General features: G+C 58.8%; 16 protein-coding genes. 10 read left to right on the forward strand and 6 right to left on the reverse strand.

All coding sequences use genetic code 11. The features are described from left to right. Positions 1 to 83: 83 nt before the first annotated feature. Positions 84 to 572 carry a DUF3015 domain-containing protein gene (locus BK665_RS09380; RefSeq protein ID WP_054051400.1) on the reverse strand — a complete coding sequence of 163 codons (489 nt, stop codon included), beginning with the start codon at positions 570 to 572 and terminating at the stop codon, positions 84 to 86. Between the two features lie 279 nt (positions 573 to 851). Between BK665_RS09380 and BK665_RS09385 the strand changes: the two genes are divergently transcribed. Then, positions 852 to 3290, forward strand: coding sequence for a Lon protease family protein (locus BK665_RS09385; protein WP_123404848.1), 2439 nt, complete (start codon positions 852 to 854; stop codon positions 3288 to 3290). A 345-nt stretch (positions 3291 to 3635) separates the two neighbouring features. After that, positions 3636 to 3977 (forward strand): PA4575 family protein, encoded by a 342-nt coding sequence (locus BK665_RS09395; protein ID WP_123404852.1) that lies wholly within the window; start codon positions 3636 to 3638, stop codon positions 3975 to 3977. Here BK665_RS09395 and BK665_RS09400 read toward each other — a convergent pair. Further along, positions 3971 to 5800, reverse strand: a complete 1830-nt coding sequence (locus BK665_RS09400; RefSeq protein WP_123404854.1) for a hypothetical protein — start codon at positions 5798 to 5800, stop codon at positions 3971 to 3973. The two genes, BK665_RS09395 and BK665_RS09400, sit on opposite strands and share 7 nt — an antisense overlap. A 160-nt stretch (positions 5801 to 5960) precedes the next feature. Here BK665_RS09400 and BK665_RS09405 point away from each other — a divergent pair, with 160 nt between their 5' ends. The 3 genes from BK665_RS09405 to bamJ all read left to right on the forward strand — a co-directional run bounded on the left by BK665_RS09405 (position 5961) and on the right by bamJ (position 7708). Then, positions 5961 to 6449, forward strand: coding sequence for a TIGR00645 family protein (locus tag BK665_RS09405; protein ID WP_020296439.1), 489 nt, complete (start codon positions 5961 to 5963; stop codon positions 6447 to 6449). Positions 6450 to 6658: 209 nt separating this feature from the next. Next, the gene (locus BK665_RS09415; RefSeq protein WP_123404858.1) at positions 6659 to 6970 is read left to right on the forward strand and encodes a DUF6482 family protein; all 312 of its coding nucleotides are present in this window, start codon (positions 6659 to 6661) and stop codon (positions 6968 to 6970) included. 120 nt (positions 6971 to 7090) lie between these two features. Further along, positions 7091 to 7708, forward strand: coding sequence for a BamJ family beta-barrel-assembly machinery protein (bamJ, locus tag BK665_RS09420; RefSeq protein WP_123404860.1), 618 nt, complete (start codon positions 7091 to 7093; stop codon positions 7706 to 7708). 144 nt (positions 7709 to 7852) lie between these two features. Here bamJ and BK665_RS09425 read toward each other — a convergent pair whose 3' ends face one another. The 3 genes from BK665_RS09425 to BK665_RS09435 form a co-directional block, all read right to left on the reverse strand. Beyond that, positions 7853 to 8110, reverse strand: a complete 258-nt coding sequence (locus BK665_RS09425) for a PA4570 family protein (RefSeq protein ID WP_123404862.1) — start codon at positions 8108 to 8110, stop codon at positions 7853 to 7855. Between the two features lie 196 nt (positions 8111 to 8306). Continuing rightward, positions 8307 to 8648, reverse strand: coding sequence for a zinc ribbon domain-containing protein YjdM (locus BK665_RS09430; protein ID WP_010467527.1), 342 nt, complete (start codon positions 8646 to 8648; stop codon positions 8307 to 8309). Between the two features lie 180 nt (positions 8649 to 8828). Then, positions 8829 to 9797, reverse strand: coding sequence for a polyprenyl synthetase family protein (locus BK665_RS09435; protein WP_123404864.1), 969 nt, complete (start codon positions 9795 to 9797; stop codon positions 8829 to 8831). A 240-nt stretch (positions 9798 to 10037) separates the two neighbouring features. On the opposite strand from BK665_RS09435, the gene rplU reads away from it, so the two are divergent. From rplU to BK665_RS09460, 5 genes are all read left to right on the forward strand, one after another. Then, a complete protein-coding gene (rplU, locus tag BK665_RS09440; RefSeq protein ID WP_003176051.1) occupies positions 10038 to 10352 on the forward strand; it encodes a 50S ribosomal protein L21 in 315 nt (104 codons plus the stop codon). Positions 10353 to 10385: 33 nt separating this feature from the next. Further along, positions 10386 to 10661, forward strand: a complete 276-nt coding sequence (gene rpmA / locus BK665_RS09445; protein ID WP_071553243.1) for a 50S ribosomal protein L27 — start codon at positions 10386 to 10388, stop codon at positions 10659 to 10661. Between the two features lie 194 nt (positions 10662 to 10855). Beyond that, entirely contained in the window at positions 10856 to 12079 is a 1224-nt protein-coding gene (cgtA, locus tag BK665_RS09450; protein ID WP_123404866.1) for an Obg family GTPase CgtA, read from the forward strand. Between the two features lie 137 nt (positions 12080 to 12216). After that, positions 12217 to 13335 carry a glutamate 5-kinase gene (gene proB, locus BK665_RS09455; RefSeq protein ID WP_123404868.1) on the forward strand — a complete coding sequence of 373 codons (1119 nt, stop codon included), beginning with the start codon at positions 12217 to 12219 and terminating at the stop codon, positions 13333 to 13335. Between the two features lie 11 nt (positions 13336 to 13346). Then, a complete protein-coding gene (locus tag BK665_RS09460) occupies positions 13347 to 13811 on the forward strand; it encodes a CreA family protein (RefSeq protein WP_008022496.1) in 465 nt (154 codons plus the stop codon). A gap of 167 nt (positions 13812 to 13978) precedes the next feature. On the opposite strand, the gene rpsT is transcribed toward BK665_RS09460, so the two are convergent. Next, complete coding sequence (gene rpsT / locus BK665_RS09465) at positions 13979 to 14257, reverse strand: 30S ribosomal protein S20 (RefSeq protein WP_008154937.1); 279 nt, start codon at positions 14255 to 14257, stop codon at positions 13979 to 13981. Between the last annotated feature and the right edge of the window lie 7 nt (positions 14258 to 14264).

Here is a 14264-nt window from a genome sequence, read left to right on the forward strand (position 1 = left end):
TTAAGTCGGAATAAACAAAGACCCAAAGAGGGTTAGGTCCAAAAAACAAAAGCCGCTCCCCGAAAGGAGCGGTTGGGTCGAGCTTAAGCTTGAGTGGCGTACTTGGCCAGACGAGGATCGCTCTTCAGGACGGCCAGGGTGTTGGTATGCACGTCGTCAGCGGTCACGTCAGCTTTGCTGAAGATCTGCTGGAAGTGCTCGTGAGTCACGGCGGCGAAGTGCGCACGGTCTTCCGGCGCCACGCCCAGTACCACGGCATAGGTTGTCAGCGCTTCGCCGTTACCTTTGGCCATGTCTTCGGACAGCTCGTTCATCATGCCATTCATGGCAATCCAGGATTTACCGCCATAAGTCAGCGCAGCATTGGTCGAGCAACCGTTGGTGCCGGAAGTCATACCAAATGTTGCGTTGCCGGAGGTGCCGTTAGTGGTGGATGCCAGGAAGTGAGCCGGGGTGCCACGCTGCCCTTCGAACAGCATGTTGCCCCAACCACAATCCGGGCCGCCTGGCGCCTGAGCCATGGCGTTGAGGGATACGACGGTGAAGAGAGTACCGAGAAGAATCCGTTTCATAGCTTTGTTCTCTTTATGTGCATACCAATGGACAAGGGTTCTGACGCCATCTCGACGCCAGTGGGCCGGTTATTAGTTCCAGCCGCGCAGTTTGGAGTTTAGGCACGTTCCAAGGGTTCCGTGATTTTTTGCAAAACATTCCCTGCAAAACATTGATTTGGCCCCGCCCCGCGTGGGGATAGCGGTTTGTCTATGCTTTGACTTGAGGCGCGCCTTGCCAGTCGGGTATGGGCAGCGCCAGAATGCCGCTATCTGCCCCGCCTGATGTAAGGAAGCCCGATGCCTGATCCTGTTGCTGCCAGCTTGCGTCTAGCGCCCGAAGCGCTGACCCGTCCGTTTTCCGCTGAACAGTTCAGCTTCTCTACCACCAATGATCTGGAGCCCTTCCGCGGTGTGCTTGGCCAGGAACGTGCTGTTGAAGCCCTGCAATTCGGTGTGGCGATGCCACGTCCCGGTTACAACGTATTCGTCATGGGTGAGCCGGGCACTGGCCGGTTCTCGTTCGTCAAACGCTACCTCAAAGCCGAAGGCAAGCGCCTGCAGACCCCGGCGGATTGGGTCTACGTCAATAATTTCGATGAGCCGCGCGAACCCCGTGCCCTGGAATTGCCATCGGGCACCGCCGGTGCGTTCATCGGTGACATCAACGGTTTGATCGACAACCTGCTGGCGACGTTTCCAGCAGTGTTCGAACATCCGTCCTACCAGCAGAAGAAAAGCGCCATCGACCGCGCCTTCAACCAGCGCTACGACAAGGCCCTGGACGTCATCGAACGCCTGGCGCTGGAGAAGGAAGTCGCGCTGTACCGCGACGCCAGCAACATCGCGTTCACCCCGATGGCCGAAGGCAAGGCCCTGGACGAAGCGGAATTCGCCCAACTGCCGGAAGCCGATCGCGAACGTTTCCACGATGATATTTCGTGGCTGGAAGAGCGTCTGAACGAAGAGCTCGCCAGCCTGCCGCAGTGGAAGCGTGAGTCGAGCAATCAACTGCGCCAGCTCAACGAAGAAACCATCACCCTGGCCTTGCAGCCGTTGCTGTCACCGTTGTCGGAGAAATACGCCGAGAACGCCGCCGTGTGCGGCTATCTGCAAGCGATGCAGGTGTACCTGCTGAAAACCGTGGTCGAGCAATTGGTCGACGACAGCAAGGTCGACGCCGTTGCGCGCAAGATGCTCGAAGAGCAATACGCGCCGAGCCTGGTGGTCGGTCATTCGGCCAGCGGCGGTGCGCCGGTGGTGTTTGAACCGCACCCGACCTACGAAAACCTGTTTGGCCGTATCGAATACAGCACCGATCAGGGCGCGCTCTACACCACCTATCGTCAACTGCGTCCGGGTGCGTTGCATCGGGCCAACGGCGGTTTCCTGATCCTTGAAGCGGAGAAAATGCTCAGCGAGCCGTTCGTTTGGGATGCGCTCAAGCGCGCCCTGCAATCGCGCAAACTGAAAATGGAATCGCCCCTCGGTGAACTGGGGCGCCTGGCCACCGTGACCCTGACCCCGCAACACATCCCGTTGCAGGTCAAAGTCATCATCATCGGCGCCCGGCAGCTCTACTACACGCTGCAAGACCTTGATCCGGACTTCCAGGAAATGTTCCGCGTCCTGGTGGACTTCGACGAAGACATCCCGATGGTCGACGAGAGCCTGGAGCAGTTCGCTCAGTTGCTCAAAACCCGTACCTCGGAAGAAGGCATGGCGCCGCTGACCGCGGATGCGGTGGCGCGTCTGGCGACCTATAGCGCGCGCCTGGCGGAACACCAGGGGCGTTTGTCGGCGCGGATCGGCGATCTGTTCCAACTGGTCAGCGAGGCGGACTTTATCCGTCATCTGGCCGGTGACGAAATGACCGACGCCGGCCACATCGAACGTGCGCTCAAGGCCAAGGCCACCCGTACCGGTCGTGTGTCGGCGCGGATTCTCGACGACATGCTGGCGGGGATCATCCTGATCGACACCGATGGCGCGGCGGTCGGCAAGTGCAACGGGCTGACGGTGCTGGAGGTCGGCGACTCGGCGTTCGGTGTGCCGGCGCGGATCTCCGCCACGGTGTATCCGGGCGGCAGCGGCATTGTCGACATCGAGCGTGAAGTTAACCTCGGCCAGCCGATTCACTCCAAAGGCGTGATGATCCTCACCGGGTATCTGGGCAGCCGTTACGCCCAGGAATTCCCGCTGGCGATTTCCGCGAGCATCGCGCTGGAGCAATCCTACGGTTACGTCGATGGCGACAGTGCGTCGCTGGGTGAGGCGTGCACGCTGATCTCGGCTTTGTCGAAGACGCCGCTCAAGCAGTGTTTTGCGATTACCGGCTCGATCAACCAGTTCGGTGAAGTGCAGGCGGTGGGCGGGGTCAACGAGAAGATCGAAGGCTTCTTCCGGCTCTGTGAAGCCCGTGGGCTGACCGGCGAGCAAGGGGCGATCATTCCCCAGGCCAACGTCGCGACGCTGATGCTCGATGAGAAGGTGTTGTCGGCAGTGCGGGCGGGGCAGTTCCATGTCTACGCCGTGCGCCAGGCCGACGAGGCTCTGAGCCTGTTGGTGGGCGAGCCCGCCGGTTCGCCGGATGCCGATGGCCAGTTCCCGGAAGGCAGCGTCAACGCCCGGGTGGTGGAACGCCTGCGGGTCATCGCGGAAATGATCAGCGAAGATGACCTCAAGGAAGCCGAGAAAGAAATGGCACTGGAAGCGTTGGTCGAGGCCAAACCGGCTTAACCTGAAGCCACACAACCCCTGTGTGGGAGCGGGCTTGCTCGCGAATGCAATCTGTCAGCCGACATTGATGTTGGCTGACACGACGCCTTCGCGAGCAAGCCCGCTCCCACAAGTTTTTTGTGCATTGGTGAAATCTTGATCGTTCCCACGCAGAGCGTGGGAACGATCAGTGCCATCACTCTGACGTCAATATTCACACAATGACCGCTCGGCGCCTTCTGGTTTCGCTTTGCTTGCAGCGCGCACTTTTCTTCTATTCTCAGCTCAAGGATAGGGACAGTAATCACTGGATCGAAACAGCCTTCCCATGGGGGCTGAATACCGGATTTACCGAGGGTCGCCGCCATGTCGCGCAACCTCTGCCTCACCCGTCAATGCCTGGGTCTTGTGACCCGTATCGAATGCGCCATCCGCCCCTTGGCGGGAGATACGGGCATGTGGACCTTGCTCTTCGCCGCCGGAATGGCGGGCGAACAACCTTCAGCCATCAAGGCTCAAGGCCCGTTCCATGGCCCGTTCGTGGCTGAATCCATCCTCGATACCATCGTTGAAAGCCTGACGCTGCATGGCTACGAGTTGGCCGATGATCCGCAAATCTGGTGCCTGCACTTGCAAGCCCAACTGCGGGAAATCAACGGTGGCCGCTGTCGAAGCCTGGGTGGCTTCGAGTTTCGCCCCGATCATTGATCAGGGTTGGGCATCTCGGTTTTGTCGAGTTTGACCTCGAAACCATATTGCACGGTAGAGAGGTCGGTCCGCTGGTAGCTTTCCAGTCGCGTCGGCTCGCCATAGAAGTAATGCACGCTAAACAGCGCGGGGCCTTCTGCGCTCGCGTCATGGGTCACCGCCAGAATCTCTTTCAGGTAGTTGCCGCTGTCGTCCTTGGCGAAAAAGCGCCAGTCCTGGGCGGGAAACAGTTTCAGATCCACCACCAACGCATTGCCCTTGAGCTCCAGGCCCTTGGGCAGTTGGTGCGCGTCGAGGGTTTGCTGTTCGACGGTGGCGAGGAACAGCGGCATCGAGCCTACGGCGAAGGCCGGGGTTTCCGGGAACAGGTTCAAATCGTACGTGATGACCCCGCGCAACGGATCGACCTGATATGCCTCGGGCGGCAGTTCGATCGGTTCATCGCGCTTGCCGCTGTTGTCCGCAGTAAAAAACGTGACCGGGCTGTCGCCGGGGCTGAATGAGGTGCCGAGCAGTTCATCATTGAAGCTGCGCGGGTGATCGAACTCGATGCGCGCGGCGCTCGGGTCGTCCACCGCTTGAGTGATGCTGACGCCTTTTTTCAGTTGTTCTTCGGTCAGCGTCGCGCCTTTGAGCCAGGTCGGCGCCTGATCGTCATACACCACCACCGGCAACGTCAGCGGCTGGATGGTTTTCTCGGTGGTGTCATGATCAAAGCGGCGTACCGGCAGGTTCAGGTCCTTGCGCGTTACGGTGGCCGTGGAAAAATCCAGCACGCTGACTTCAAGCGTCTCGATCGGGCCGTTGAAATACACTTTGGTGTAATGCCGGGTTTGTTGCTTTTCAAATGCTCGCTGGTCTTCATCCAGTTGTTTTTCGAACGCCTCGCTCCAGGCTTTCTGCTGCTGCATCTGCGCCAGTTGTTTTTGGTAGAAGGCGATTTGCGCGGCGGTTTCGTTGATCGAGCCCGAACGGGACAGGAACTGCCCGGTGCTGTCCTTGGCCTGCACGATCAGCGGGTTGAGCGGCGTCTCGCTGACTTCGGCGGCCAGGGGCAGGCTGTTGCTGAATTCGACTTCGGCGTAATTGTTCGTGAGGTTGAGCAGGGTGACGCTGAGGTTGTCGTTGGTGCGGGTCTGGCCAACGTCCTTTTTCGTCAGGTCAAAGCTGTAGAGCCGGCGGGGCGCCACCACCTCGACCTTGCCTTGCAGGCTGACCGGTTGTGGCTGGTTCTTGTTGTCCACTTTCAGGCCTTCGATGAACGGGTAGGTCACGGTCAGATCATCGGGGTTGGTCAGGTTCGAGCTGGACGGGCTCAGTTGAATGCCGGGATCGGTTTCCGACCATTCCGGCTGGAAGGGAATCACGCGCTTGTTGCTCAGGGTCACCGATTGCCATTCCAGGCCATGGGGGAACAGGAACGCTGCCGGGATACTGAAGTTGAAGGGGAACACCGGTTGCAGGTCGGTCAGGTAGTCGGAGCTGGAATCCTTGTGCAGCACAAACAGGCCGTTGATGTACGTGTCCACCAGCGCCTGGGGCGTGGGGTAGTGCTTGAGCACGGCCAGGGCGTCTTCGCTGTATTCGGTTTGCACCGGTTTACTGTCGAGCTTGAGCTGCGCCCGTTCGAGCAACAGCAGCGAACCGCCCAGCTCGGCGACGGCGTCCTTGAGTTTCGGGTCCTGGATGGCATCCAGGGATTTTTCGAACTGCGCGGTCTTGTCTTCGAGGCTGACCTGACGCTTCTCATCGCTGGGTGAACAACCGCCGAGCAGCAACGCGAGGCAAAGTCCGGCACTCGTTAAAGGCAATCGCACATCCATTTCCTGTCTTCCTGTCCGGTGTCACTGACCTGTGAATGATTTGGACACTAGCAGAAAAACTTTGTCACATACGCGCAGGTTGCGGATTTCCGGACGGTTTCTGGGTGTTACAAGCGGCTGGTATACTCGCGGCCATTTACCAGCCCTTGTGTGAGATTCAATGGAACGCTTTATCGAAAATGCAATGTACGCCTCCCGCTGGCTGCTGGCGCCGATCTACTTCGGCTTGTCCCTGGGCTTGCTGGCACTGGCGCTGAAATTTTTCCAGGAAGTCTTCCACGTCATCCCCAATGTGTTCTCGATGGCCGAGTCGGACCTGATCCTGGTGCTGCTGTCGCTGATCGACATGGCCCTGGTGGGCGGCCTGCTGGTGATGGTGATGATCTCCGGCTACGAGAACTTCGTGTCGCAACTGGACATCGATGAGAGCAAGGAGAAGCTCAACTGGCTGGGCACCATGGATTCGTCGTCGCTGAAGATGAAAGTGGCGGCCTCGATCGTGGCGATTTCCTCGATCCACCTGCTGCGGATTTTCATGGACGCCAAGAACGTCGATCCCGAGCATTTGAAGTGGTACGTGATCATTCACATGACCTTCGTGATCTCGGCGTTTGCGATGGGGTATCTGGATAAGCTCACCAAGCACTGATTGCACAACCCACTTGTGGGAGCGGGCTTGCTCGCGAATGCGGTGTGTCAGGCACTGTTGATGTTGACTGACACACCGCTTTCGCGAGCAAGCCCGCTCCCACAGGTTTTTGTCTAACCAGACGGGCGGTGTGGTTTGTGGGTTGTGCTTTGCCGCGTCGAGGCATATGCCTGTAGAGGTCTTGGTCCGTCACTGCTTGAGGTGCGTTCATGAACCTGCAAGAGCTGAATGCCTACGCCATCGCCGGGAAGGTCGATGAGCTGAACCTGATTTCCCTGGAAGGCGGGATTTACCTGCTGGAAGCGCGGATGCACGGTGCGGCGTATCCGTTGAGCGATACCCGTGGCCAGATGTTTCATCTGCGCTCGGTCGAACATGCCCGGGAAGTGCTGCATGCGTTTCCCAAGCTGCAATTCAACCTGGTGCACACCTCGGTGCATGACGAAATGTGCGGGCTCGGCGCCAGCGCCGAGGAAAGCCTGAAGGTGCCGATTGCCTTCCGTTCAGCCTGGCAGAGCTGACCCCCTGATCAACGCCGTGGCATCTGTGCTAGTCTGCTGGCCCTTTTGGTTCCGGGCGCTCCGGGATGCGCTGTGCTTGCACGGCATGTTCCAGGGCTGTCCGCACAGCGGAGCAGTGTCATGTCCGAAGTAAATCTGTCCACCGACGAAACCCGCGTCAGCTACGGTATCGGCCGTCAGTTGGGCGACCAACTGCGCGACAACCCGCCACCAGGCGTTAACCTGGACGCCATCCTGGCTGGCCTGACCGACGCGTTCGCCGGCAAGCCAAGCCGTGTGGGCCAGGAAGAAATGTCCGCCAGCTTCAAAGTGATCCGCGAGATCATGCAAGCCGAAGCCGCTGCCAAAGCTGAAGCCGCTGCGGGGGAAGGCCTGGCTTTCCTGGCTGAAAACGCCAAGCGTGACGGCATCACCACCCTGGCTTCCGGCCTGCAATTCGAAGTACTGACTCAAGGCGAAGGCACCAAGCCGACCCGTGAAGATCAAGTGCGCACCCACTACCACGGCACCCTGATCGACGGCACTGTGTTCGACAGCTCCTACGAGCGCGGCGAGCCTGCGGAATTCCCGGTTGGCGGCGTGATCGCTGGCTGGACCGAGGCCCTGCAACTGATGAATGCTGGCAGCAAATGGCGTCTGTACGTGCCGAGCGAACTGGCTTACGGCGCTCAAGGCGTTGGCAGCATTCCGCCGCACAGCGTACTGGTGTTCGACGTCGAGCTGCTCGACGTTCTGTAAGACCTGAGTGTTGGGGCGGGCCCGATAAATGTGGGAGCGGGCTTGCTCGCGAAAGCGGTGTGTCATTCAACGATGATGTTGAATGTTATGACCTCTTCGCGAGCAAGCCCGCTCCCACAGGGCTCGCTCCGACATCTTGCATTTTCATAGTTCGATCTTGTGGTTCAAATCGCTGTGCGGGCGCAACGCCCGGGCATAGCAGAACAGAAACAGATTGCGCACCAGTTCCTTGAGCACCACCGGCTCGCTGGAACTCAAGCCGCTGACGTCCAGGTCACCCTGATCCTGCAGCTCGTTCAAGGCTTCTTCTTCAAGCACCGCACAGACTTCCCCGGTTTCCCGATGCAGGATCCTGAGGTAAGGGTGTGGGCGGTCCAGCCAGGCATCGATCAAATAAGTCATGGGTCTCATCTCCATTGATTGGTTTCAATGAGAATAATTCTTATTCATCAAATAGCAAGGGTCTATTGGCAGTTTGTGATTTTTTCAGGGTAAAGGTTGCGTAAGGTCAAAACGGCTGGCGTTTGGCTACTGCGAGGAATTGCGGGGGAGGGCGAAGCACCATCCCACGCCGGGCGCGGGATGGATGACAGCAGGTTCAGACTTTTCTGACGAACTCGGATTTGAGCTTCATCGGGCCGATGCCGTCGATCTTGCAGTCGATGTCGTGATCGCCGTCGCACAGACGGATGTTCTTGACCTTGGTGCCGACCTTGACCACCAGGGAAGTGCCCTTGACCTTCAGGTCCTTGATCACGGTGATGGTGTCGCCGTCCTGCAGGACGTTGCCTACCGAATCCTTCTTCACAGTGTCATCGGACGCCGCTTCAGCTTCGCCGCTGGCGGACCACTCATGGGCGCACTCAGGGCAGATCAGCTGTGCGCCGTCTTCGTAGGTGTATTCGGAATTGCATTTCGGGCAGGGTGGCAACGTGCTCACTAAAGCTCCTTGGATTGAGGATCGCTAAAAGTCGCACATTGTATAGGGTTTATACGGGAGAGGGCAGCGCGTGACTTTGTAGGAGCGAGGCTTGCCCGCGAAAGCGGTGTGTCAGTCGAAATAAATGTCGCCTGACACGACGTCTTCGCGGGCAAGCCTCGCTCCTACACAGGTAGCGTTTTAGTGCGTGCGGGCTACTGCGAACTCGCTCAACTCCACCAGCGCATCGCGATACTCGCTGGCAGGCAGCGCGTCGAGGCACTTGATGGCGCGGGCCACGTAGTCACGGGCCAGTTGCGCGGTGTACTCCAGCGAGCCGGATGCTTCAACGGCCTCGCGGATGCTTTCCAGATCTTCGATGCCACCCTTCTGGATCGCCTGGCGTACCAGCGCGGCCTGTTCAGGCGTGCCTTCGCGCATGGTGTAGATCAGCGGCAGGGTCGGCTTGCCTTCGGCCAGGTCGTCACCGACGTTCTTGCCCAAGGTCTCAGCGTCGCCCTTGTAGTCCAGCAGGTCGTCGACCAGTTGAAAGGCCACGCCCAGGTGATCGCCGAAGGTACGCAGGGCTTCACTCTGTTCCGGCGAGGCTTCGCACAGGGCCGCGGCGCTGTGGGTCGAGGCCTCGAAGAGCATCGCGGTCTTGCCGCGGATGACTTCCATGTAGGTTTCTTCGGTGGTGCTGGCGTCACGGATCTTCGACAGTTGCAGCACTTCGCCTTCGGCAATGATCCGCGTGGCCTGCGAAAGGATCTTCATCACTGGCATGGAGCCCAGTTCGACCATCATTTCGAAAGAGCGCGAATACAGGAAGTCGCCCACCAGCACGCTCGGGGCGTTGCCCCACATGGCGTTGGCGGTCGAGCGGCCACGGCGCATGCCGGACATGTCGACCACGTCGTCATGCAGCAGGGTGGCGGTGTGCAGGAACTCGATCGTGGCGGCCAGCAGGCGCAGGTCATCGCCTTCGCGCCCCAGGGCCTTGCCACACAGCAACACTAATAGAGGGCGCAGGCGTTTACCGCCGGCCGAGGTAATGTAGTCGCCGATTTTCGATACCAGCGGCACTCGGGAAGTCAGCTGCTTCTTGATGATGCCGTCGACGGCGCTAAAATCGTCCGCCACCGCGCGGTAGAAAGCTTGGGGTTGCATCAGCGACAGTTGCTCCAGAAGGGTTGCGCGGCATGCTAGGACCCACGTCCGGGCCTGTCAAGGTACGATGGACGGCCTCTTGCATCGCCCAGGCAGCTTGCGTACAATCGCGCACCCTGAACTTCCTGGGCAGCACCTGCCTTACGCAATTGCAATCGGGCCTTCCAGCCTGATGCAGCCATGCCAGCCAATACCTCTTCTTATAAAGAGCTGGGTGAGCAGGATTATCGGAGAAATACCATGTCGTACGCAGTAATTGTTACTGGTGGCAAGCAATACAAAGTCGCCCCAGGTGAATACCTGAAGATCGAGAAACTGGAAATCGCTACCGGCGAATCCGTTACTTTTGATCGCGTTCTGTTGGTCGCCAATGGCGATGACGTGAACATCGGCGCTCCAGTTGTTGCCGGCGCTACCGTTGTGGCTGAAGTGATCTCCCAAGGTCGTCACGATAAAGTCCGCATCATCAAGTTCCGTCGTCGTAAGCACCACATGAAGCGTATGGGCCACCGCCAGTGGTACACCGAGATCAAAATCACCGGTATTCAGGCTTAATTTCAGCCTAATCCTCACTAGGAGAATTGACTCATGGCACACAAAAAAGCTGGTGGTAGTACCCGTAACGGTCGCGACTCAGAAGCCAAACGCCTTGGCGTGAAGATGTATGGCGGCCAGGTTATCATTCCGGGCAACATCATCGTGCGTCAGCGCGGCACCCAATTCCACGCTGGCTACGGCGTTGGCATGGGCAAAGATCACACTCTGTTCGCTAAAATCGACGGCGTGATCAAGTTCGAAGTAAAAGGCGCCTTCGGTCGTCGTTACGTAAGCATTGTTCCGAAGACTGCAGTCGTCGCGGCATAATTACGTAGTTGCTGGAAAAGCCCTGTCTCGCGACGGGGCTTTTTCGTTTGTGGGGTGAGTCTCTTGCAAAGCTGTTTGTGATGGGCGAAAGCAGCTGGGTTTGAGGTTGTTGCTTGAGGTCGCTGCGCTCATTTTTGCAAGAGTCTTATGTCTAGGTTTTTTCGGCTCGTCCGTATGACGAGAGGCGTTTTGTTATGAAGTTTGTTGATGAAGTATCGATTCGAGTAAAGGCCGGTGACGGCGGCAACGGTTGCATGAGCTTCCGTCGCGAAAAGTTTATTGAAAACGGCGGCCCGAACGGCGGTGATGGCGGTGATGGCGGCTCGGTCTACATGGTGGCCGACGAAAACCTCAACACCCTGGTGGACTACCGTTATACCCGGCACTTCGATGCTGAGCGCGGTTCCAACGGCGGCAGCACCGACTGCACCGGCAAGAAAGGTGAAGAGCTGGTGCTGCGCGTGCCTGTCGGCACCACAGTGATCGACTCCGCTACCCAGGAAATCATCGGCGACCTGACCAAGGCCGGCCAGCGTTTGCTGGTGGCGCATGGCGGTTGGCACGGTCTGGGTAACACCCGTTTCAAATCCAGTACCAACCGGGCTCCGCGCCAGACCACTCCAGGTAAGCCGGGTGAAGCGCGTGATCTCAAGCTGGAAATGAAAGTATTGGCTGACGTCGGTCTGCTCGGCTTGCCGAACGCCGGTAAAAGCACCCTGATCCGCGCCGTTTCGGCCGCCAAGCCGAAAGTCGCCGACTACCCGTTCACCACCCTGGTGCCAAACCTGGGCGTGGTCAGCGTTGATCGCTGGAAAAGCTTCGTGGTCGCGGACATTCCGGGTCTGATCGAAGGTGCTTCCGACGGCGCCGGCCTGGGGATTCGCTTCCTCAAGCACTTGTCCCGTACTCGTCTGCTGCTGCACCTCGTGGACATGGCGCCGCTGGATGACACCAGTGCCCCGGATGCCGCAGAAGTGATCGTCAGCGAGCTGACCAAATTCAGCCCGTCCCTGGCCGAGCGTGATCGTTGGTTGGTGCTGAACAAGTGCGATCAGATTCTTGAAGAAGAGCACGATGAGCGCGTCAAGGAAATCGTTGATCGCCTGGAATGGACCGGTCCGGTCTATGTGATCTCCGCGATCTCCAAGCTCGGCACTGAGCGTCTTTGCCACGACATCATGCGTTATCTGGAAGATCGTGCCGATCGTCTGGCCGCCGACCCGGCCTACAAGGAAGAACTGGCCGAACTCGATCAGCGCATCGAAGACGAAGCCCGTGCTCAGTTGCAGGCCCTGGATGACCAGCGTGCCCTGCGCCGCAGCGGCGTGAAGTCGGTCCACGACATCGGCGACGATGATTGGGACGAAGAAGATGTGGAAGACGAAGACGGTCCGGAAATCATTTACGTGCGTGACTGATTCGTTGCGATAAACTTAAGCGCCGCTCACTAGAGCGGCGTTTTAGTATCTGGAAATCGATAGTTGGTCATGAATAACCACGAATAACGTTACGGGCAGTGCCAGGTCGCGCTGTCCTCAGGCTAAGGTTGAAGATGATGCGGAGCAAGGTGACAGGTGCGCAGCGTTGGGTCGTGAAGATCGGCAGCGCTTTGCTGACGGCGGACGGCAAGGGCCTGGATCGCGCAGCAATGGGTGTCTGGGTTGAACAGATGGTGGCCTTGCATGAGGCGGGCGTTGAGCTGGTGCTGGTGTCCTCCGGGGCAGTGGCTGCGGGCATGAGCCGTCTGGGCTGGACCGTACGACCCAGTGCGATGCACGAATTGCAGGCGGCCGCCGCCATCGGTCAGATGGGGTTGGTGCAGGCCTGGGAGTCGAGCTTCGGCGAGCATGGCCGGCATACCGCGCAGATTCTCCTGACCCACGACGACCTGTCCGACCGCAAACGCTACCTGAATGCCCGCAGTACCTTGCGTGCGTTGGTCGAGCTCAAGGTCATCCCGGTGATCAATGAGAACGATACCGTGGTCACCGATGAAATCCGTTTCGGCGACAACGATACGCTGGCGGCGCTGGTGGCCAACCTGGTCGAAGCTGATTTGCTGGTGATCCTGACCGATCGCGACGGCATGTTCGACGCTGATCCGCGCAACAACCCTGACGCCAACCTGATTTACGAAGCCCGCGCCGATGATCCGGCGCTGGATGCGGTGGCGGGTGGCACCGGTGGTGCGCTGGGGCGTGGCGGGATGCAGACCAAGTTGCGCGCGGCGCGGCTGGCGGCGCGTTCCGGGGCGCACACCATCATCGTTGGTGGGCGCCTGGAGCGCGTGCTGGATCGCCTCAAGGCCGGCGAGCGCATCGGCACCTTGCTGTCGCCTGAGCGCGGTCTGCTGGCGGCGCGCAAACAGTGGCTGGCCGGGCATCTGCAAACCCGTGGCACGCTTGTGTTGGATGCGGGTGCGGTGACGGCGTTGTCCAAGGGCAATAAAAGTTTGCTGCCGGTCGGCGTCAAATTGGTTCAGGGCAGCTTCCGTCGCGGCGAAATGGTGGTGTGCGTGGCGCCGGACGGTCGGGAAATCGCCCGAGGCCTGGCCAATTACAGCGCTCTGGAAGCACAAAAAATCATTGGTCAGTCGTCTGAGGCGATTGTCGGTCTGTTGGGTTATATGGCGGAACCGGAACTGGTTCACCGCGATAACCTGATCCTGGTCTGAAGGAAAACTGAATGCGCGTAGCAAAGGGATTATTGGGCTTGTTGCTGGCGATGCCGCTGCTGGCGTCGGCGGAAGAGATTGGTCAGGTGTCGACGGTGTTCAAATTCGTCGGGCCGAATGATCGGATCGTGGTCGAGGCGTTCGATGATCCGAAGGTCGATGGCGTGACTTGTTACCTGTCCCGGGCCAAGACTGGCGGGGTGAAGGGCGGTTTGGGTCTGGCTGAAGATCGTGCCGAGGCGTCCATCGCCTGCCGTCAGGTCGGGCCGATCAGCTTCAAGGGCGAGTTGAAAGATGGTGATGAGGTGTTCAAGGAGCGCACGTCACTGGTGTTCAAGACCATGCAGGTGGTGCGGTTCCTCGACAAGAAGCGCAATACGCTGGTTTATCTGGTCTACAGCGACCGCTTGATCGAGGGTAGCCCGCAGAATGCGGTGACAGCGATTCCGATTTTGCCGTGGGCTCACGCTCAATAAGCCCTGCACAAATCTAAAATGTGGGAGCGAGTGTCAGTCAATACAGATGTCGACTGATACACCGCTTTCGCGAGCAAGCCCGCTCCCACATTTTTTTGCAGTATGTTTGCCAAATCGCAGGCAATAAAAAACCGACCCTGAGGTCGGTTTTTTAACAAGCTTGTAGCTTAAGCGGCAACAGCAAGGTTCAGAGCCTTGACGTGACCGTTCAGGCGGCTCTTATGACGAGCAGCCTTGTTCTTGTGGATGATGCCTTTATCGGCCATACGGTCGATAACTGGCACGGCCAGAACGTAAGCAGCTTGAGCTTTTTCAGCGTCTTTTGCGTCGATGGCTTTAACTACATTCTTGATGTAGGTACGAACCATGGAACGCAGGCTGGCGTTGTGGCTGCGACGCTTCTCAGCCTGTTTTGCACGTTTTTTGGCGGAAGGTGTGTTGGCCACCGTCGAG

It is taken from the genome of Pseudomonas frederiksbergensis, assembly GCF_003732665.1.
Lineage (GTDB): Bacteria > Pseudomonadota > Gammaproteobacteria > Pseudomonadales > Pseudomonadaceae > Aquipseudomonas > Aquipseudomonas frederiksbergensis_G.

Coding starts and splice junctions, on each gene's coding strand:
- rplU (WP_003176051.1), top strand. CDS start 10,038: ATGTCGTACGCAGTAATTGTTACTGGTGGCAAGCAATACAAAGTCGCC.
- BK665_RS09400 (WP_123404854.1), bottom strand. CDS start 5,800: ATGGATGTGCGATTGCCTTTAACGAGTGCCGGACTTTGCCTCGCGTTG.
- bamJ (WP_123404860.1), top strand. CDS start 7,091: ATGTCCGAAGTAAATCTGTCCACCGACGAAACCCGCGTCAGCTACGGT.
- BK665_RS09380 (WP_054051400.1), bottom strand. CDS start 572: ATGAAACGGATTCTTCTCGGTACTCTCTTCACCGTCGTATCCCTCAAC.
- proB (WP_123404868.1), top strand. CDS start 12,217: ATGCGGAGCAAGGTGACAGGTGCGCAGCGTTGGGTCGTGAAGATCGGC.
- BK665_RS09460 (WP_008022496.1), top strand. CDS start 13,347: ATGCGCGTAGCAAAGGGATTATTGGGCTTGTTGCTGGCGATGCCGCTG.
- rpmA (WP_071553243.1), top strand. CDS start 10,386: ATGGCACACAAAAAAGCTGGTGGTAGTACCCGTAACGGTCGCGACTCA.
- cgtA (WP_123404866.1), top strand. CDS start 10,856: ATGAAGTTTGTTGATGAAGTATCGATTCGAGTAAAGGCCGGTGACGGC.
- BK665_RS09415 (WP_123404858.1), top strand. CDS start 6,659: ATGAACCTGCAAGAGCTGAATGCCTACGCCATCGCCGGGAAGGTCGAT.
- BK665_RS09405 (WP_020296439.1), top strand. CDS start 5,961: ATGGAACGCTTTATCGAAAATGCAATGTACGCCTCCCGCTGGCTGCTG.
- BK665_RS09385 (WP_123404848.1), top strand. CDS start 852: ATGCCTGATCCTGTTGCTGCCAGCTTGCGTCTAGCGCCCGAAGCGCTG.
- BK665_RS09425 (WP_123404862.1), bottom strand. CDS start 8,110: ATGACTTATTTGATCGATGCCTGGCTGGACCGCCCACACCCTTACCTC.
- BK665_RS09435 (WP_123404864.1), bottom strand. CDS start 9,797: ATGCAACCCCAAGCTTTCTACCGCGCGGTGGCGGACGATTTTAGCGCC.
- BK665_RS09395 (WP_123404852.1), top strand. CDS start 3,636: ATGTCGCGCAACCTCTGCCTCACCCGTCAATGCCTGGGTCTTGTGACC.